Annotated in this window: 19 protein-coding genes; 11 read left to right on the plus strand and 8 right to left on the minus strand. The window is 64.9% G+C overall.

All coding sequences use genetic code 11. From position 1 onward, the window contains the following. Window positions 1–125 precede the first annotated feature (125 nt). Both ACSQ3P_RS19735 and ACSQ3P_RS19740 read left to right on the plus strand, forming a co-directional pair. Window positions 126–449, plus strand: a complete 324-nt coding sequence (locus ACSQ3P_RS19735; RefSeq protein WP_436167197.1) for an ArsR/SmtB family transcription factor — start codon at window positions 126–128, stop codon at window positions 447–449. After that, window positions 446–856 carry an SRPBCC family protein gene (locus tag ACSQ3P_RS19740; protein WP_436167198.1) on the plus strand — a complete coding sequence of 137 codons (411 nt, stop codon included), beginning with the start codon at window positions 446–448 and terminating at the stop codon, window positions 854–856. Before ACSQ3P_RS19735 ends, ACSQ3P_RS19740 begins: the two co-directional genes overlap by 4 nt. Window positions 857–976: 120 nt before the next feature. Here the strand turns inward: ACSQ3P_RS19740 and aceB are convergent, their stop codons facing one another. Then, window positions 977–2,587, minus strand: a complete 1,611-nt coding sequence (gene aceB / locus ACSQ3P_RS19745; RefSeq protein WP_436167199.1) for a malate synthase A — start codon at window positions 2,585–2,587, stop codon at window positions 977–979. On the opposite strand from aceB, the gene ACSQ3P_RS19750 reads away from it, so the two are divergent. The 3 genes from ACSQ3P_RS19750 to ACSQ3P_RS19760 all read left to right on the plus strand — a co-directional run bounded on the left by ACSQ3P_RS19750 (window position 2,586) and on the right by ACSQ3P_RS19760 (window position 5,886). Next, window positions 2,586–2,741 (plus strand): hypothetical protein, encoded by a 156-nt coding sequence (locus ACSQ3P_RS19750; protein WP_436167200.1) that lies wholly within the window; start codon window positions 2,586–2,588, stop codon window positions 2,739–2,741. The genes aceB and ACSQ3P_RS19750 overlap by 2 nt on opposite strands. Window positions 2,742–2,905: 164 nt before the next feature. Further along, window positions 2,906–4,210 carry a pilus assembly protein TadG-related protein gene (locus tag ACSQ3P_RS19755; RefSeq protein ID WP_436167201.1) on the plus strand — a complete coding sequence of 435 codons (1,305 nt, stop codon included), beginning with the start codon at window positions 2,906–2,908 and terminating at the stop codon, window positions 4,208–4,210. 401 nt (window positions 4,211–4,611) lie between these two features. Continuing rightward, the gene (locus ACSQ3P_RS19760; protein WP_436167512.1) at window positions 4,612–5,886 is read left to right on the plus strand and encodes a TadE/TadG family type IV pilus assembly protein; all 1,275 of its coding nucleotides are present in this window, start codon (window positions 4,612–4,614) and stop codon (window positions 5,884–5,886) included. Window positions 5,887–5,905: 19 nt separating this feature from the next. Here ACSQ3P_RS19760 and ACSQ3P_RS19765 read toward each other — a convergent pair whose 3' ends face one another. Genes ACSQ3P_RS19765 through ygfZ form a run of 3 tightly spaced genes read right to left on the minus strand, consistent with a single transcriptional unit; the run spans window position 5,906 to window position 8,015 of the window. Continuing rightward, the gene (locus ACSQ3P_RS19765) at window positions 5,906–6,508 is read right to left on the minus strand and encodes a YfbR-like 5'-deoxynucleotidase (RefSeq protein WP_436167202.1); all 603 of its coding nucleotides are present in this window, start codon (window positions 6,506–6,508) and stop codon (window positions 5,906–5,908) included. Between the two features lie 2 nt (window positions 6,509–6,510). Beyond that, on the minus strand, window positions 6,511–7,134 hold the full coding sequence (locus ACSQ3P_RS19770) for a DNA-3-methyladenine glycosylase I (protein ID WP_436167203.1): 624 nt from the start codon (window positions 7,132–7,134) through the stop codon (window positions 6,511–6,513). Further along, the gene (gene ygfZ / locus ACSQ3P_RS19775; protein WP_436167204.1) at window positions 7,131–8,015 is read right to left on the minus strand and encodes a CAF17-like 4Fe-4S cluster assembly/insertion protein YgfZ; all 885 of its coding nucleotides are present in this window, start codon (window positions 8,013–8,015) and stop codon (window positions 7,131–7,133) included. Before ygfZ ends, ACSQ3P_RS19770 begins: the two co-directional genes overlap by 4 nt. A gap of 151 nt (window positions 8,016–8,166) precedes the next feature. On the opposite strand from ygfZ, the gene ACSQ3P_RS19780 reads away from it, so the two are divergent. Continuing rightward, on the plus strand, window positions 8,167–9,510 hold the full coding sequence (locus ACSQ3P_RS19780) for a dihydroorotase (RefSeq protein WP_436167205.1): 1,344 nt from the start codon (window positions 8,167–8,169) through the stop codon (window positions 9,508–9,510). On the opposite strand, the gene ACSQ3P_RS19785 is transcribed toward ACSQ3P_RS19780, so the two are convergent. Further along, complete coding sequence (locus ACSQ3P_RS19785) at window positions 9,449–10,363, minus strand: LysR substrate-binding domain-containing protein (protein ID WP_436167206.1); 915 nt, start codon at window positions 10,361–10,363, stop codon at window positions 9,449–9,451. The two genes, ACSQ3P_RS19780 and ACSQ3P_RS19785, sit on opposite strands and share 62 nt — an antisense overlap. Before the next feature lie 112 nt (window positions 10,364–10,475). Between ACSQ3P_RS19785 and ACSQ3P_RS19790 the strand changes: the two genes are divergently transcribed. The 5 genes from ACSQ3P_RS19790 (at window position 10,476) to ACSQ3P_RS19810 (ending at window position 14,647) form a co-directional block, all read left to right on the plus strand. After that, window positions 10,476–11,465 carry an NAD(P)H-dependent flavin oxidoreductase gene (locus ACSQ3P_RS19790; protein WP_436167207.1) on the plus strand — a complete coding sequence of 330 codons (990 nt, stop codon included), beginning with the start codon at window positions 10,476–10,478 and terminating at the stop codon, window positions 11,463–11,465. Between the two features lie 116 nt (window positions 11,466–11,581). After that, the gene (locus ACSQ3P_RS19795; RefSeq protein ID WP_436167208.1) at window positions 11,582–12,244 is read left to right on the plus strand and encodes a dihydrofolate reductase family protein; all 663 of its coding nucleotides are present in this window, start codon (window positions 11,582–11,584) and stop codon (window positions 12,242–12,244) included. A 131-nt stretch (window positions 12,245–12,375) separates the two neighbouring features. Next, window positions 12,376–12,795, plus strand: a complete 420-nt coding sequence (locus ACSQ3P_RS19800) for a YciI family protein (RefSeq protein WP_436167209.1) — start codon at window positions 12,376–12,378, stop codon at window positions 12,793–12,795. A gap of 82 nt (window positions 12,796–12,877) precedes the next feature. Then, window positions 12,878–13,303, plus strand: coding sequence for a YciI family protein (locus ACSQ3P_RS19805; RefSeq protein WP_436167210.1), 426 nt, complete (start codon window positions 12,878–12,880; stop codon window positions 13,301–13,303). Between the two features lie 66 nt (window positions 13,304–13,369). Further along, window positions 13,370–14,647 carry an RNA polymerase sigma factor gene (locus ACSQ3P_RS19810; protein WP_436167211.1) on the plus strand — a complete coding sequence of 426 codons (1,278 nt, stop codon included), beginning with the start codon at window positions 13,370–13,372 and terminating at the stop codon, window positions 14,645–14,647. On the opposite strand, the gene ACSQ3P_RS19815 is transcribed toward ACSQ3P_RS19810, so the two are convergent. The 3 genes from ACSQ3P_RS19815 to ACSQ3P_RS19825 form a co-directional block, all read right to left on the minus strand. Further along, window positions 14,644–15,234, minus strand: coding sequence for an acyloxyacyl hydrolase (locus ACSQ3P_RS19815; RefSeq protein ID WP_436167212.1), 591 nt, complete (start codon window positions 15,232–15,234; stop codon window positions 14,644–14,646). The two genes, ACSQ3P_RS19810 and ACSQ3P_RS19815, sit on opposite strands and share 4 nt — an antisense overlap. Before the next feature lie 191 nt (window positions 15,235–15,425). Continuing rightward, on the minus strand, window positions 15,426–15,695 hold the full coding sequence (locus ACSQ3P_RS19820) for a hypothetical protein (RefSeq protein WP_436167213.1): 270 nt from the start codon (window positions 15,693–15,695) through the stop codon (window positions 15,426–15,428). Window positions 15,696–15,888: 193 nt separating this feature from the next. After that, a complete protein-coding gene (locus ACSQ3P_RS19825; RefSeq protein WP_436167214.1) occupies window positions 15,889–16,293 on the minus strand; it encodes a TIGR02301 family protein in 405 nt (134 codons plus the stop codon). Window positions 16,294–16,307 lie beyond the last annotated feature (14 nt).

Consider the following 16,307-nt stretch of genomic DNA (forward strand, 5'->3'; position numbering starts at 1 on the left):
GAAGGCGCGCGAAATCCCCGCTTGCGCTTATGCGCTGCGGCGATCGCTGCGCGCGCGTCCTCGGTTGACATACTCATAACTCCCTGGTTATTGATCAAAACAATAACCAACGAGTTATGGATTCAATGCCAGGCAGCCACGACATGCTCTTCAGGACACTCTCCGACCCGACCCGGCGGGCCATCTTCGAGCGGCTGTGCCGTGACGGCGAGCAGACGGTTGGGGCTCTGACGGCCCGGGCCGGCGTCTCGCAGCCGGCGGTGTCGAAACATCTCGGGGTGCTGAAGCAGGCCGGGCTGGTGCGTGATCGCCATCAAGGTCGCCAGACGCATTATTGCGCGCAGCCCGGCGCCCTGACCCCGCTGATCGATTGGACAAGCCAGATGGCCGGGTTCTGGGAAGCCCGTTTCGATGATCTCGAAGACCTACTGAAGAGGATGGACCAATGACCGAAACATTGACCGAGATCCGCTCCGTCGTTGTCGAGCGGGAGCTCTCTCATCCGCCGGAAAAGATCTGGCGAGCGCTCACGCAGCCGCAATTGATCGCGGAGTGGCTGATGAAGAACGACTTCAAGCCTGTCATGGACCACCGTTTCAGCCTTCGCGCCGATTGGGGTGCTGTTGACTGTCAGGTCCTGGCTATCGAGCCGAACAGGGCACTGTCCTATAGCTGGGGCGCTTACGGCCTCGAGAGTGTCGTCACCTGGACGCTGACTCCGACACCCGGCGGGACGCATCTGCGCATGGAGCAGTCGGGCTTCAGGCCCGATCAAGTGCAGGCCTATCAGGGCGCCAAGGCCGGGTGGCCACGCTTCCTCGTGGAGCTGGAGCAGCTTTTGGCCCGGATGGACTGAAATCAGCCGGAACGGGGCAAGGCGAAGGACGAGCCTATCGGACTGGGCCGATGATCGGCACCTGACTGATGAAACGAAGCGCCGCTTCGCAGCGGCGCTTCGATCTCTTTGCAGAGGTCCTCACAACTTCCCATAAGCCGGGACGGTCAGGAATTCCTCGAACTCCGGCGCGAGCGAGAGCTGCGAGAACAGCGCGATCGCTTCGGGGAAGCGGCCCTTGTCAAAGGCGTCGGCCCCCAGCTCGCCCTTGACGCGCTCCATCTCCTCGGTGAGGCAGCGCTTGAACAGATCGGCGGTGACTTTCGTGCCGCCATCGACCTCGACGCCGTATTGCACGAACTGCCAGATTTGGGCGCGGCTGATCTCGGCGGTCGCAGCGTCCTCCATCATATTGTAGATCGGCACCGCGCCGCGGCCGCGCAGCCAGGCTTCGAGATATTGCACGCCGACGCGGATGTTCTCGCGGAAGCCCTCTTCCGAGCGCGTGCCCTGATGGACTTCCAGAAGGTTCTCGCGGCCGACCTGCACGTCCTCGCGCAGCTTGTCGAGCTGGTTGGCCTGCGGCATCAGCCGGTCGAACACCTCCATGGCGACGGGGACGAGGTCGGGATGGGCGACCCAGGTGCCGTCATGGCCGTCGCCGGCTTCGCGCTCCTTGTCGGCCTTGACCTTGGCGAAGGCTGCCGCATTGGCCTCAGGATTGTTCTTGACCGGGATCTGGGCCGCCATGCCGCCCATGGCGAAGGCGCCGCGGCGATGGCAGGTCTTGATCAGGAGCAGCGAATAGGCTCGCAGAAAAGCCTTGGTCATCACGACCTGCGAGCGGTCGGGCAGGACGTAGGCCGCGTTGCGAGCGAGCTTCTTGATGAAGGAGAAGATGTAATCCCAGCGGCCGCAGTTCAGGCCCGCCATATGGTCCTTCAGCTCGAACAGGATCTCGTCCATCTCGAAGGCGGCGGGCAGGGTCTCGATCAGGACGGTGGCCTTGATCGTTCCGACCTTCAGGCCGAGCGCGTTCTGGGCCGCAACGAAAACATCGTTCCAGAGGCGAGCCTCGAGATGGCTCTCGAGCTTGGGCAGGTAGAAATAGGGGCCCGAGCCCGCCGCCAGCGCAGCCTTGGCGTTGTGGAAGACATAGAGGCCGAAATCGACCAGGGAGCCCGAAGCGATCTCGCCGTCGATCTCGATATGGGCTTCCGGCAGATGCCAGCCGCGCGGGCGGATGATCAGGACAGCCGGCTTGTCCTTGAGCTTGTAGGCCTTGCCGGTGGTCTTATCGGTGAAATCGATCTTGCCGGCCCAGCGGTCCCTGAGGTTGAGCTGGCCTTCGATCATATTGGCCCAGACCGGCGAGGAGGCATCCTCGAAATCGGCCATGAAGACCTTCGCGCCCGAGTTCAGCGCGTTGACGATCATCTTGCGGTCGACCGGACCGGTGATCTCGACGCGGCGGTCCTGCAGATCGGCGGGGATGGGCGCGACCTTCCAGTCGCCCTCGCGGATATGGCGGGTCTCGGCCAGGAAGTCGGGCGTCTCGCCGGCGTCGAAGCGCTTTTGGCGCTCGGCGCGCAGGCTCAGCAGGCGCTTGCGCGTCTTGTTGAAGCGGCGCTGCAGATCGGCGACGAAGGCGAGCGCGTCGGACGTGAGGATCTCATCGAAGCGCGGGCCGAGCGCGCCCGTGATGACGACGCCCTTGGGCAGGCTGAGGCCGTTGGCTTGAGCTGGCGACATGGTCTTCTCCCTGCGGCGCGAATGCTACCAGCATCATGTCTCAGCGTTGTCTTTCTCGAAATCCGGAAAAAAGACGGATCACCTTTCTCGATTTGGAAAAAATGATCTCGGCCATGCGCCGGTTTCGGCGCAGGAAGTGACGCGTCCTTTTTGAGTGAATGACTCTATAAATACACTCATAAGTTGTGTTGACGCAACGTTATTCACAGCAACTGCGAGATAGCGTCGAATTCCTATGATCAATTTTAGCGATTCGTAAGGTCCTGGACGCATCGCTCTCCCAGCCGAAAGCGGCGCAAGGTTGAGGGGTGGCTGGAGATGGAGCGGATCAGGGTCGGGGCGACGCGGTTCATGTCGCTTTGCGCGGGTTTTGCGAAAGACCGCTCGGGCAATGTCATGATGCTGTTCGGCTTCGCCATGATCCCGGTCCTCGGGCTGGTCGGCGCGGCGGTCGACTATTCCCGCGCCACCACGATGCGCACCATGCTGAACGCGGCGATTGATTCCGCCGCGCTGATGGCCGCGCGCGACGCGGCGAAGCTGACCGACGCGCAATTGCGTGACCGCATCAATGGCTGGATCCGCGCGAACCTGCATGGCGACGCCGCGAATGGGTTCAGTGGCGCCACGGTCACCATCGACCGCACCGCCCGCACGATCAACATCAGCGCCACGGCGAGCCTGACGGCAAGCCTGACGCAACTGATCAGCCAGAATGCCATCCAGACCAGCAGCAGCAGCCAGTCGTCATGGGGAACCAACACGATCGAGCTCGCTCTGGTGCTCGACAATACCGGCTCGATGGCCTCATCGGGCAAGATCGAAGCGCTGAGGACCGCTTCGCTCGATCTCCTGAAGATCATGAAGGATGCGACCGCCGAGACGGACCAGATCAGGATCTCGATCGTGCCGTTCTCGACGCGGGTCATCCTCGATACGAGCAACAAGAACGCGACCTGGCTGCGTTGGGACCAGACGCAGGAGAGCTGCAGCGGCTGGGGCTGGTCCTATAGCTGCACCACGACCAAGATCACTAAGATGAGCTGGCAGGGCTGCGTTGCCGACCGCGACAAGAACTATGACGTCCAGGACGGCGATGGCGGCGGCACCAATGGGAGCGCCTATCCGGCCGATTTCTGTGACGCCTATTCCCCGTCGACCCAGGCGAAGGTCATGCCGTTGACGAGCAATTGGGATGCCTTGACGCAGCGCATCAATGAGATGACGCCGGTCGGCGCGACCAATGTGACGATCGGCGCCGCCTGGGGCATGGCGACCCTGAGCCCGGGCGCGCCCTTCACTGAAGCAAAACCGCTCACCACGCCGCGCTTGAAGAAGTTCATGATCCTGCTGACCGATGGCGACAACACCAAGAACCGCTTCGAGGGAGATGGCTCGACCTCGAATCCGAACATCGATGCGCGCACCAAACTCGCCTGCGCCAATGCCCTGACCGCGGGAATCGTCGTCTATACGGTTCGCGTCATGGATGGGAACCGAGACCTGCTCAAGGCCTGCGCGTCGGATGCCGGCAAGTATTTCGAAGTGACCGCTGCCTCACAGCTCAGCCCGATCTTCAAGCAGATCGCCAGCGAGATCAGCGCGGTGCGCCTGACGATGTGATCGTTGGGGGCGCTGGCGAGGGGCATACGCTGCTGGCGCTTCTTCCTTATGGCGTGTCCTTGCCGAGCCCTCATCCTGAGGAGCAGCCTTCAGGCTGCGTCTTGAAGGATGGTCCAGGAGGCTCTGGCGTGATCTGGAGCATCCTTCGAGACGGCCGCAATGCGGCCTCCTCAGGATGAGGGCTGTGTGGTTAAAGGGGGCTGCACGGCCAAGCATCCCGCCCCAATCTTGATTGTATATCTCAAAAATCGCTCTCTATAGTTGTAAATACAATAATTTCTTCACTGCATTTCCGCGATAGAGGCCAGTTCCGATAGTCGATTTTATCAATTCGTAAGTTCCAGACCCCATCGCTTTCTGGGCCGAATGCGGTTTTTGGGTTTTGGGATGCCAAGTCGATGATGCGGATCGGGTCCTTGCGTCGGGCTGTGCGGTCGTTTCGATCCGACCGGAGCGGCAATGTGCTCACGTTGTTCGCGATTGCGCTCGTGCCGATCCTCGCGCTGGTGGGCGGGCTGATCGACTACACCGAGGCGGCGAACGCCAGGATCCAGCTCAATGCGGCGGCGGATTCGGCTGCGCTCGCGGCCGTCTCGCAAGCGGCGATGTTGAAATCGATCGCCGATTCCAAGGCCGATGCGGAGAAGATCTTCGACGCCAATGCCGCGAGCTACAAAGGCATGCTGGTGAGCCGGACGGTCGAGATCACCAATGTCGGGCTGAGCCGCTCGGCCAAGGTCGTCTACAGCGCGAATTACCCGACCTATTTCGCCAGCTTCGTCGGCCAGGGCAAGGTCGTGGTCTCGGGTACGTCGAGCGCTGCAGGAGCGCGCGCGCCCTTCATCGACTTCTTCCTGCTGCTCGACAATTCGCCTTCGATGGGCGTGGCCGCGACGACGGACGACATCGCTGTGATGGTGGCCAAGACCTCGGACAAATGCGCCTTCGCCTGCCATCAGATGGATAAGGCGACCAGCGACTACTACACGCTCGCCAAGTCGCTCGGCGTGCAGATGCGCATCGACGTGGTGCGCTCGGCCTCGCAGCAACTGATGGATACGGCCAAATCGACCGCGACGCTGACCGGCCAATATCGCATGGCGGCCTACACCATGGGGCCCTCCTGCAATGGCAAGAAGCTGACGACGATCCAGTCGATCACCTCCGACCTCACTGCCGCGAAGACCTCGGCGGCGGCCATCGACCTGATGACGATTCCCTCTGCGGGATACAACAACGACCAATGCACCGATTTCGACGCGACGCTGACGAGCATGAACGCGGTGATCGATAATCCGGGAGACGGATCGAGCGCGGCCTCGCCGCAGAAGGTGCTCTACTTCGTCTCCGACGGCGTCGGCGACTTCTACAATCCGAGCGGCTGCTCGCAGCCGACGACAGGCGGGCGCTGCCAGGAGCCGATCGACACCAGCTTCTGCAAGACGATCAAGGATCGCGGCATCAAGATCGCGGTGCTCTATACGACCTATCTGCCTTTGCCGACGAATAGCTGGTACAACACCTGGATCAAGCCGTTCTCGGCCACGATCCCGACCAATATGCAGGCTTGCGCGTCGCCGGGCCTGTATTTCGAGGTCAGCCCGAGCCAGGGCATCGCGGAGGCGATGAACGCCTTGTTCCAGCGCATCGTGACCAAGGCCTATCTGTCGATGTGAAGGGCGGCGCCTGATCTGATCAGGCGCCGGAGAGCTCCGCAAAGCGCGCAAGGAAGCGGGCCTGGGCGGTTTCGGTGTCGAGCGGGTCGAGCCAGGCCATGACCGCGCGCGGCAGCGCCTGGGGCCGGCCGAAGAAGCGCAACGCCTCGTCCCGTGCGAAGCCGGCAAGCTCCGTCGCCTCGAAGAAGGCGGCGACCATATCGGCCTCCTTGGTTTTGCGCTTGAGCACGGCCGGCGTCGTAGCCGGCAAGGCGAAGCGCAGATGGATCGCGGTCAGCAACCGCAGCTCCACGCTCTTATAGGCGTCGCCCATCACCACCTTGAAGGGCGAGATCATGTCGCCGATGACGTATTCCGGTGCGTCGTGCAGCAAGGCCATCAAGCGCCAGGCATCGGACCAGTCCGGGTTGAGATGGCTGGCGATCGCCTCGACCAGCAGGCTGTGCTGCGCCACCGAGAAGGAATGGGCGCCGTGCGTCTGGCCGTTCCAGCGGGCGACGCGGGCGAGGCCGTGAGCAATGTCCTCGATCTCGATGTCGAGCGGGGAAGGGTCGAGCAGATCGAGCCGGCGACCCGACAGCATGCGCTGCCAGGCGCGCGGCGGAGCGGGGGGCTTGGCCATGCTCAGGCTGCCGGACGGGTATCGCGCGCCAGCACGGCGCATTCCTGCCAGCGAAAGCAGCCGGTGAGATGGTCGTTGACCAGCCCGCACGCCTCCATGAAGGCGTAGACGATGGTCGGACCGCAGAAGGTGAAGCCGGCTTTCTTCAATTCCTTGGCCATGGCCTCGGAGATCTTCGTTTGCGTCGGCACCTCCTCATGGGTGCGGAAGGCATTCTGGGTGATGCGGCCGTCGAGATGCTTCCAGAGGAAATCGGCGAAGGGCTCGCGCTCGCTGATGGCGAGATAGGCGCGCGCGCTCTTGATTGCGCCCTCGATCTTGCCGCGATGGCGGATGATGCCGGGGTCGGCGAGCAGGCGCAGCACATCGGCTTCGGTGAAGCGTGCGATCGCCTCCGGCTCGAAATTGGCGAAGCCGGCGCGGAAGGCGTCGCGCTTGCGCAGGATGGTGATCCAGGCGAGCCCGGCCTGGAAGCCGTCGAGGATCAGCTTCTCGAACAAGGCGCGGGAATCATATTCCGGCACGCCCCATTCGGTGTCGTGATAGGCGAGGTAGAGCGGGTCGGTTCCCGGCCAGACGCAGCGGAATTTCCCGTCCGGCCCCTCGACGGCGGCGCGCCCGCTCATGCGGCTGCTCCGAAGTCCGGTTCGCCGGGGAAGGGGAAGCGGATGAAATCGGGTTTGGCCAGAACGAAGGCGAGGCCGCCGCCATTGAGTGTCAGGCCCTCGGAGAGCGCATCCGCGACACGGTCGAGCCGGAGCATGGCAAGCCCGCGCCCCTTTGCGCCCGAGCCGATGCGCCCGAGCGCCTTGGTTCCGGCCGTCGCCTCGGCCCCGGTTTCGCAGGCGATCCCTTCGGTGAAGACCACCGGCACGATGCGGGTGCGCGCCGTGCCGCGATGCTGCATGCGCGAGACGACCTCCTGGCCGATATAGCAGCCCTTCTTGAACGAGACGCCGCCGAGCTGGTCGAGCAGCGCTTCATGTGGGAAGGCGTTGCCATAGGCGAAGTCCCTGCCGCCATCGGGCACGCCCAAGGCGATCCGCCTGGCATGATAGGTCTCGGTATCGTCGGCAGCGATCTCCTCGACACCGGCGCGGTCTGTGATGGCGCGCTGGCCGAGCGCGGGCAGGCGCGGATCGGCATAGATGAGGCCTGAATCCTCCGGCAAGGGCGAGCCGTCGGTCGAGGCGATGACGGCGCTGGCCTCGCTGAGATCGTCGAGGGTGACCTTGGCACGCAGCTTGTAGAGTTTCAGGCGTTTCATCAGGTCAGTGGTCTGGAGCAGCGGAACGTCGAGCAGGAAGCCGCCGCCATCTTCATGTGACAGCGCGACGATGAAGAAGTCGCAGATGATCTTGCCTTGCGGTGTCAGCAGCGCGCCATAGCCGGCTCGCTCCGGCGTGACCGGATCGAGATCGTTGGTCACGAGGTTCTGCAGGAAATCGCGGGCATCCTCGCCGCTGACGCGGATGACGCCGCGATCGATCAATCGGGTTGCGGACATGGGCAGCCGTTCCAGTTCTCAATTCCCTGCCGGGGCTCGTCAGCCGAAAGGGATCATTGTGCCACCCGAAAGCTGTTTCCGCTTCCGAGATGGCGAGTCTGTGGATAGGTAGGCCGCATCCGCCCTTTGCTCAACTACCCGGAGACAAGCCATGCCGCAGACCTACGATGTCATCCTCAAGGGCGGCACTGTGGTGAACCAGGATGGCCGCGTTGCGCGCGACCTCGGCATCACCGGCGGCAAGATCGTCGCGCTCGGCGATCTCTCCCGCGCCTCTGCGGCTGAGACCGTCGATTGCACCGGCCTGCATATCCTGCCCGGCGTGATCGATTCACAGGTGCATTTCCGCGAGCCGGGGCTCGACCATAAGGAAGATCTGGAGACCGGCTCACGCGCCGCCGTACTGGGTGGCGTCACCACCGTCTTCGAGATGCCCAACACCATTCCCCAGACCACGGACGAGGCGGCGCTCGCCGACAAGATCCGGCGCGGGCGCCACCGCATGCATTGCGACTTCGCCTTCTGGGTCGGCGGCACGCATGAGAATGCCAAGCATGTCGCCGAGCTGGAGCGCTTGCCCGGCGCCGCCGGTATCAAGGTGTTCATGGGTTCCTCGACCGGCGATCTCCTGGTCGAGGACGACAAGGGCGTCGCCGAGATTCTGAAGCGCACGCGCCGCCGCGCCGCCTTCCATTCCGAGGACGAGACCATGCTGCGCGAGCGCATGGGCCTGCGCGTCGCGGGCGATCCGTCGAGCCATCCGGTCTGGCGCTCGCCAGAGGTGGCGCTGACCTGCACGCAGCGGCTGGTGCGGATTGCGCGCGAGACCGGGGCGCGCGTCCACATCCTGCACATCTCGACCGCCGAGGAGATGGTCTTCCTTAGGGATCACAAGGATGTCGCCACCGTCGAGGTCCTGCCGAATCACCTGACGCTGGTTGCGCCCGATTGCTATGAGCGGCTCGGCACCTATGCCCAGATGAACCCACCGATCCGCGACGACAGCCATCGTCAGCGCATCTGGTGGGGCGTTGAGCAAGGCATTGTCGATGTGCTCGGCTCCGACCATGCGCCGCATACGCATGAGGAGAAGCACCACGCCTATCCCGCCAGCCATTCCGGCATGCCGGGTGTGCAGACGTTGGTTCCGATCATGCTCGACCATGTCAATGCCGGCAGGCTCACGCTGGAGCGCTTCGTCGATCTGTCGAGCCATGGCCCGCAGCGCATCTTCGGGCTTGAAGGCAAGGGCCGGATCGCGGCAGGCTACGACGCCGATCTCACCATCGTCGATCTCAAGCGCCGGGAGACGATCACCAATGAGTGGGCCGCCTCGAAATGCGGCTGGACGCCCTATGACGGCGTCACCGTCACCGGCTGGCCGGTCGGTACCTATGTGCGCGGGCAGAAGGTGATGTGGGAGAGCGAGATCGTCACACCAGCTCAGGGTGAGCCGGCGCGCTTCCTGGAGGCGCTGCCGCGTCAGGTCGCATGAGCCCGAGGAAACGCTGCAAGGCGCGACTCTCATAGGCGTCGCGGCGGCGGATGAAGAGCGTCGTCACGGCGCCTTCATCGCCGTCGATTGCGTGCCAGCGCAGAGCGTCGCGCTGGGCCGACTGCATGAACACCGCCTTGGGCAGCAAGGTAATGCCGACGCCGGCGGCGACGCAGCCGAGAATGCCGTCCAGCGTGCCGAATTCGAGCCGGGCATAGGAGGGCAGTCCGAGGCGTGCCAGCACCTGCTCCAGACGCTGGCGATAGGAGCAGCCGGGGCGGAAGGTCAGCACGCTCAGCCCGGTCGAGGCGCTGCGCCTGAGGGCGTCGAGATCGTCGATCGCCTCCGGGGTCACCAGCCCCAGCGTCTCCTCGAAGACCGGCAGGGCTGCGATCTCGTCATGCTGGATCGGGCCTGCCACGAAGGCGCCGTCGATCTCGCGGCGCAGGACGCCCTCGACGAGTTGTGCGGTCGGCCCGGTCTGGAGGCTCAGGCGCACGGCGGGACAGGCCTGGTGGAACGCCGCCAGTAGCGGCGGCAGGCGGATTGCGGCGGTCGTCTCCATCGAGCCGAGCTGCAGCACGCCCTGCTCGGCGGCATTGTCGCGCGCCGCGACCTTCGCCTCCCGCAGCAGCGAGAGCACGCGCTCGGCATAGGGCAGCAGGCGCTGGCCGGCTTCCGTCAGCGCCATGCCACGGCTGTGGCGCTCGAACAGTGCGAGACCGATCTCGTCCTCCAGCGCCTTGATCCGCATCGTGACATTGGACTGGACCGTATGGATTTCCCGCGCTGCCGCGGAGATGCCGCCGGAGCGAGCCACGGCGGTGAAAGTGGTCAGTTCGTTGAGATCCATCGACTGGCGTTCTTATTTCCAGATGGCTATAATCTTAACAATTCATTTTAGCAGAACGATAGGATGATCTAACCTCGCTGTCGACTGGAAGCCTGCGGCGAGGACCAACATCATGACGATCACGACTCCTCTGACCCGGATGCTGGGTGTCAGGCATCCCATCCTGCTCGCAGCTATGGATCTCGTAGCTGACGCTAGGCTGACGCGCGTGGTCTCGGAGGCCGGCGGCTTCGGCATATTGGGCGGCGGTTATGGCGACGCCGCCTGGCTGGGCAGGGAGCTTCCCAAGCTGGTGGAGGCCCGCGAGGCGTCGCCGTTTCGCTTCGGCGTCGGCTTCATCACCTGGGGCCTGGCCAGGCAGCCGGAGCTGCTCGACCTCACGCTCGCTGCCAAGCCCGACGCGGTTTGGCTCTCGTTCGGCGATCCCGAGCCCTTCGCCGACAAGATCAAGGCTGCCGGAGCGCGGCTGATCTGCCAGGTGCAGTCGGTCGAGATGGCGCGCGACGCGGTGGCGAAGGGGGCCGACATCATCGTAGCACAAGGGTCGGAAGCGGGCGGGCACGGTGCGTCGCGCGGCACCTTCGCGCTGGTGCCGGCGGTCGTCGACGCGGTCGCTGACCGCGCGATCGTGGTCGCGGCGGGCGGCGTGGCCGATGGGCGCGGGCTCGCGGCGGCCTTGATGCTGGGCGCCCAGGGCGTGGTGCTGGGCACGCGGCTCTATGCCAGCCTCGAGGCGGCGGGCCATGCGGCGGCGAAGGAGCGCATCGTTGCGGCCTCCGGCGACGACACGATTCGCGGGCTGATCTTCGACATCTCGCGCCAGAATGTCTGGCCGGCGCCCTTCACCGGCCGCTGCCTGGTGAATGCGCATGCCGAGCGCTGGAACGGGCGCGAGGTCGCATTGATGCAGAATATCCGGACCGAGGCGCCGCACTATCAGGCGGCGCGCGAGGCGGGCGATTTCGACATCGCCGCCGTCATCGCCGGCGAAGGGGCGGGGCTGGTGCACGAGGTTTTGCCCGCCGCGACAATCATCGCCGAGATCGTCGAGAAGGCCGAGGCGCTGCTGGCGAACGGGCAGGGCGGTTCGGTCACCCTCTAGGCGCGTCAAAATATTTTTGCCGGGCTGTCGATCCCGCCCGTGCCCGTTCGACGTGAGGGCAGAGACCGGTTGCGCGAGCTCGCGCAACGGTCCTCACTGCAAACGGGAGAACCGAGATGAGAAAGATCGTTGCCGCGACCTTCCTGTCGCTGGACGGCGTGATGCAGGCGCCTGGCGGGCCGGAAGAGGATACGGCTGGCGGCTTCAGCCACGGCGGCTGGACCTTCCATTATTGGGATGAGGCGATGGGCGAGCTCATGGGCAAGCTCTTCGATGAGCCGTTCGACCTGCTGCTCGGCCGCAGGACCTATGAGATCTTCGCCGCACACTGGCCCTATGCCGGCGATGAGGATCCGATCGCCAGGGCGTTCAACACCACGACGAAATATGTCGCGACCTCGTCCGACGCGCCGTTGACCTGGCAGAATTCTGTTGCCTTGCACGATGTCGCCGCCGATGTCGCCAGATTGAAGCAGCAGGACGGGCCGAAACTCCTGATCCAGGGCAGCAGCGTGCTGATCCAGACGCTGCTCAGGCATGACCTGATCGACGAGATCGACCTGCTGGTCTTCCCGCTCGTGCTGGGCAAGGGCAAGCGCATGTTCGGCGAGGGCGCGATCCCGGCCGCGCTCAAGCTCGTCGACAGCAAGGCCTCGTCGACCGGCGTGGTGATGAGCCGCTATCGCCGCGAGGGCGAGATCAGGACCGGATCCTTCGCGCAGGCGCAGCCGAGCGAGGCCGAGATTGTGCGCCGCGAGCGGATGACGGCCAACGCCTAGCAAATTTTTTTAAGCAGCCTGTCGATCTGGGTGCGGCCCGTTCGACGTGATGTCAGAGAGCAGGTTTTGAAGGTGGCGATAGACGCTCGCCGAGCCTGCCTCCTGAAGCTGAAAATCCAAGGAGAATTCCGATGCGTGTGATGGTTCTGGTCAAGGCCGACAAGGACAGCGAAGCCGGCATCATGCCGAGCGAGGACATTTTCACGAAGATGGGGGCGTATAACGAGGAACTCGTGAAAGCCGGCGTCATGCTGGCGGGCGAAGGGTTGCATCCGAGCAGGAAGGGCTTGCGCATGCGCTTCTCGGGAGCCGAGCGCACGATCACCGACGGCCCCTTCGCGGAGACCAAGGAGCTGCTGGCCGGCTTCTGGCTCTGGCAGGTCAAGTCCTTCGACGAGGCTGTCGAATGGCTCAAGCGCGCGCCCTTCGACGGGGGCACCGAGATCGAGCTGCGGCCCGTCTTCGAGATGGAGGATTTCGGCGAGGCGATGACGCCGGAATTGCGCGAGCAGGAAGACCGGCTGCGCGCCGAGATCGAGAAGAAGGGCTGACCGGACCGAAGCCCGCGCACCCATTCAACCCGGAAGGCGCGAGGCATCGCCTCCGCCGCTTCCGCCCCAAAGGAGAAAACCGATGCGTTTCATGGTGATGGTCAAGGCGACGACCGACAGCGAAGCCGGCGCGCCGCCGACCCAAGAACTGCTCGACGCAATGATGGCGTATAACGAGGAACTCGTGAAAGCCGGTATCATGAAGGGAGGCGACGGCCTGCAGCCGAGCTCGAAGGGCGCACGCGTGCAGTTCGACGGCGCCAAGCGGGCCGTCGTCGATGGTCCTTTCGCCGAGACCAAGGAGCTGGTCGCCGGCTTCTGGCTCTGGGAGTGCAAGTCGCTCGACGAGGCGATCGCATGGGTCAAGCGTTGCCCCAATCCGATGCCCGGTCCGTCCGAAATCGAGATCCGCCCGCTCTACGAGCTGGCTGATTTCGGCGAGATCGTGACCCCGGAGGCTGCGGCGACGTGGGATCGCCTCAAGACCGAGATCGGCGACAAGGGCTGAATCCTCTCCTGCCGGCGGTCGACGCCGCTTGCCAGAGGAGGCCACTGATGGTGTGTATCGCCCGTCATGTCGGCGAGCGATGCACACCGCGCTATCGAGACGGTCTACAGGATCGAAGCCCCGAAGCTGATCGGGGGTCTCGTGCGCCTGACCCGCGATATCGGACGCGCCGAGGAACTGGCGCAGGACGCGCTGGTCGCGGCGCTGGCGCAATGGCCGCGGGAGGGCGTTCCGCGCAACCCCGGCGCCTGGCTGATGCAGGCGGCCAAGCACCGCGCCATCGATGCCCTGCGCCGCGACAAGCTGCTTCAGCGCAAGCATGAGGAACTCGGCCACGACAGCGAGGCAGAGGCGCTGGCGATGCCGGACCTCGACGCGGCGCTCGACGACGAGGTCGGCGACGACCTATTGCGCCTGATTTTCACGGCCTGCCACCCGGTGCTCTCGACGGAAGCCCGGCTCGCTCTGACGCTGAGGCTGCTCGGCGGGCTGACGACGGAGGAGATCGCGCGCGCCTTCCTCGTGCCGGAACCGACCATGGCGCAGCGCCTGGTGCGCGCCAAGAAGGCGCTGGCCGATGCGCGCGTGCCTTTCGAGGTGCCTCATGGCGCCGAGCTGGCGCAGCGCCTCGCCTCGGTTCTGGAGGTGGTCTATCTGATCTTCAACGAGGGCTATGCCGCGACCGCCGGCCATGACTGGGTCCGGCCGGCGCTGTGCGAGGAGGCGATGCGGCTCGGCCGCATCCTGGCGGAGCGCGCGCCGCAGGAGCCGGAGGTGCATGGTCTCGTCGCCCTGATGGAATTGCAGGCCTCGCGATTGCGGGCGCGACTCGGTCCCGATGGCGAGCCGATCCTGCTGCTCGACCAGAATCGCGCCCGCTGGGACCAGCTCCTGATCGGGCGTGGGCTCAAGGCGCTGGAGCGGGCGCAAAGGCTCGCCGGCGCGACGCCCGGCCCTTACCTGCTGCAGGCGGCGTTGGCGGCCTGCCACGCCCGGGCGCGCACGGCCGACGAAACGGACTGGCGTCGAATCGCCGCGCTCTATGCCGTGCTCGCCGCGATAAACCCGTCGCCGATCGTCGAGCTCAACCGGGCCGTCGCGGTCTCGATGGCGGAGGGGCCGGCGGCGGGGCTGGTACTGGTCGATGCGCTGGCCGACGAGCCGGCGCTGCGCGGGTACCATCTGCTGCCGAGCGTGCGCGGGGATCTGCTGGCCAAGCTCGGGCGGCATGGCGAGGCGGCGGCAGCCTTCGACCGCGCCGTTACATTGACGCGCAACACCAAGGAGCGCGCCCTGATGGAGGAGCGCGCTGCGACGGCACGCGGCGCGGCTGCAACGCTCTAGAAAATATAACCGAGCTTGAGGCCGTAGTTGGTGAGGCCGCGATTGGCGTTGCAGAGGCCGGCATTGGACATGTGCTCGACCGTCGCCATCACCGTCCAATTGGCGTCGAGGCGATAGCCGAGCGAGCCGGCCTCGCGCAAAAGCGGTGTGCAGCCGAGCGCGGCGTGGCCCACCGGCACATAGCGGCCGGTATCGCCATTGTGGAAGGCAAGGCCGAAGGCGCCCTCGACGAAGAGTTTCGAGGTGATGTCGAAGGTCCAGGTCAGGCCGCCATAGACATGGCTGGTCTTGCCGGCCGTGTTGAGCGAGCCGCCGAGATGGAAGCGCGGAACCAGCAGCGCCAGAACCGGATCGGTCGGCAGCAACGGCTTAACCGAGAGGACTTCGAGATTGAGGTCGACGGAGCCGCTTTCGGGGCTGGTCGGGTCATGCAGATAGGCGCCGCCCCGAATCTCGGAAATCCACACATCCCGCGCCAGAGCGGGCAAGGCTGGTGCGAGCGCGACCGCGTCGGCAGCCTGGACTTCCATCGTCAGGCCGGAAAGCAGGCAAAAGAGCGACAATAGGCAAAGCGTAGCGATACGCATGCTGAGTTACCCTGATCGAATCACCCCTTATCTCCCTTCTTTAGACAACGGCGATTCGCGGGCAAACACACATGTCGCGGCCCAGTTTCAACTTCTCCGGCAGAGTTGCAGTTGTGCCGCAGTCGCAGCAAAGGCTTGCTGCAGGGCGATGCAGATAGCCAGGCAGCTTCTAAAGCCGGATGCCTAAGAGGTTAGTGCCGGGTGCCGCTGGTGAAGGCGCCGCCGCGCACCTTGCCGGGCAGCGCTTCGGCGAAGACGGCGGTGGCTTCCTCGCCATAGGTCTCGACCAGCGTGCGGAAGGCGGCGAAGAGGGCGGCATGGGCCAGTGCGTCGCTGTCGAGCCCATCCTGCTGCGCTTCGTTGAAGGCGTCTTCGACATAGCCATAGGCGACGCGTCTTGCGTCGCTACGGTCCTCGCCCAGGGTGGGATCGAGCGGCAGATCGTCTGGAGAAGTCGACATCGAGGCGGAGACTCTGCGGCTTGGACCTGAACATGCGGCCCGAAGTCCCGTGCGGGAGAATCCGTGCCATCGACAGACGTATAGTCATACGCAAAGCCGGCTCGCCCGGCCACCATCCCCTTTAAGAAAGGTTAACGCAGCCGTGAGAGTTTGTGGTTAAGAGCCGGCTAGGGCCACTGCGTTCGAAAACGCCCTAGCCGCCATAACGGCCGGCGAGAAGCCGGGCGAGGCGTTCGCCTTCGCTTGCCAGACGCGCCGAGGCTTCCTGGCTGCCGTCGGTACAGGTGCGATGCGTCGCCGAATAGGCGCGGAAGCCGCGATTATAGGCGCTGGTCAGGCGCTCGCGGCGCTGCGGCGTGCGGCCTTCGGCGTCGATCAGCGCGGTCATGCGCGCGCGCCAATCCTCGGCCTCCTTGCCGGCGCAAAGGGTGCGCAGATAGGCAAGCGAACCCATGACCTCGGCCAGGCTCAGGAGTTGCGGCTCGTAAGGCGGGGGGGGCGGCTCGCCCGGCTCAGTCGTGGGCTTGGGCGCGTTCGCGGCAGGGCGCTGCGTCTGCGCGGCAGCTTCGCCAAGCGAAAGCGCGACTATGAGCGCCAAGGCCAGGACCGCGG

Origin of the sequence: Allobosea sp. LjRoot9 (genome assembly GCF_964252745.1) — a bacterium.
Classification (GTDB): Bacteria; Pseudomonadota; Alphaproteobacteria; order Rhizobiales; family Beijerinckiaceae; genus Allobosea.

Bases quoted from the DNA above. Each gene is read 5' to 3' on its own strand.
- ACSQ3P_RS19735 (WP_436167197.1), top strand. From the start codon at position 126: ATGCCAGGCAGCCACGACATGCTCTTCAGGACACTCTCCGACCCGACC.
- ACSQ3P_RS19740 (WP_436167198.1), top strand. From the start codon at position 446: ATGACCGAAACATTGACCGAGATCCGCTCCGTCGTTGTCGAGCGGGAG.
- ACSQ3P_RS19750 (WP_436167200.1), top strand. From the start codon at position 2,586: ATGGTCTTCTCCCTGCGGCGCGAATGCTACCAGCATCATGTCTCAGCG.
- aceB (WP_436167199.1), bottom strand. From the start codon at position 2,587: ATGTCGCCAGCTCAAGCCAACGGCCTCAGCCTGCCCAAGGGCGTCGTC.
- ACSQ3P_RS19755 (WP_436167201.1), top strand. From the start codon at position 2,906: ATGGAGCGGATCAGGGTCGGGGCGACGCGGTTCATGTCGCTTTGCGCG.
- ACSQ3P_RS19760 (WP_436167512.1), top strand. From the start codon at position 4,612: ATGCGGATCGGGTCCTTGCGTCGGGCTGTGCGGTCGTTTCGATCCGAC.
- ACSQ3P_RS19765 (WP_436167202.1), bottom strand. From the start codon at position 6,508: ATGGCCAAGCCCCCCGCTCCGCCGCGCGCCTGGCAGCGCATGCTGTCG.
- ACSQ3P_RS19770 (WP_436167203.1), bottom strand. From the start codon at position 7,134: ATGAGCGGGCGCGCCGCCGTCGAGGGGCCGGACGGGAAATTCCGCTGC.
- ygfZ (WP_436167204.1), bottom strand. From the start codon at position 8,015: ATGTCCGCAACCCGATTGATCGATCGCGGCGTCATCCGCGTCAGCGGC.
- ACSQ3P_RS19780 (WP_436167205.1), top strand. From the start codon at position 8,167: ATGCCGCAGACCTACGATGTCATCCTCAAGGGCGGCACTGTGGTGAAC.
- ACSQ3P_RS19785 (WP_436167206.1), bottom strand. From the start codon at position 10,363: ATGGATCTCAACGAACTGACCACTTTCACCGCCGTGGCTCGCTCCGGC.
- ACSQ3P_RS19790 (WP_436167207.1), top strand. From the start codon at position 10,476: ATGACGATCACGACTCCTCTGACCCGGATGCTGGGTGTCAGGCATCCC.
- ACSQ3P_RS19795 (WP_436167208.1), top strand. From the start codon at position 11,582: ATGAGAAAGATCGTTGCCGCGACCTTCCTGTCGCTGGACGGCGTGATG.
- ACSQ3P_RS19800 (WP_436167209.1), top strand. From the start codon at position 12,376: ATGCGTGTGATGGTTCTGGTCAAGGCCGACAAGGACAGCGAAGCCGGC.
- ACSQ3P_RS19805 (WP_436167210.1), top strand. From the start codon at position 12,878: ATGCGTTTCATGGTGATGGTCAAGGCGACGACCGACAGCGAAGCCGGC.
- ACSQ3P_RS19810 (WP_436167211.1), top strand. From the start codon at position 13,370: ATGTCGGCGAGCGATGCACACCGCGCTATCGAGACGGTCTACAGGATC.
- ACSQ3P_RS19815 (WP_436167212.1), bottom strand. From the start codon at position 15,234: ATGCGTATCGCTACGCTTTGCCTATTGTCGCTCTTTTGCCTGCTTTCC.
- ACSQ3P_RS19820 (WP_436167213.1), bottom strand. From the start codon at position 15,695: ATGTCGACTTCTCCAGACGATCTGCCGCTCGATCCCACCCTGGGCGAG.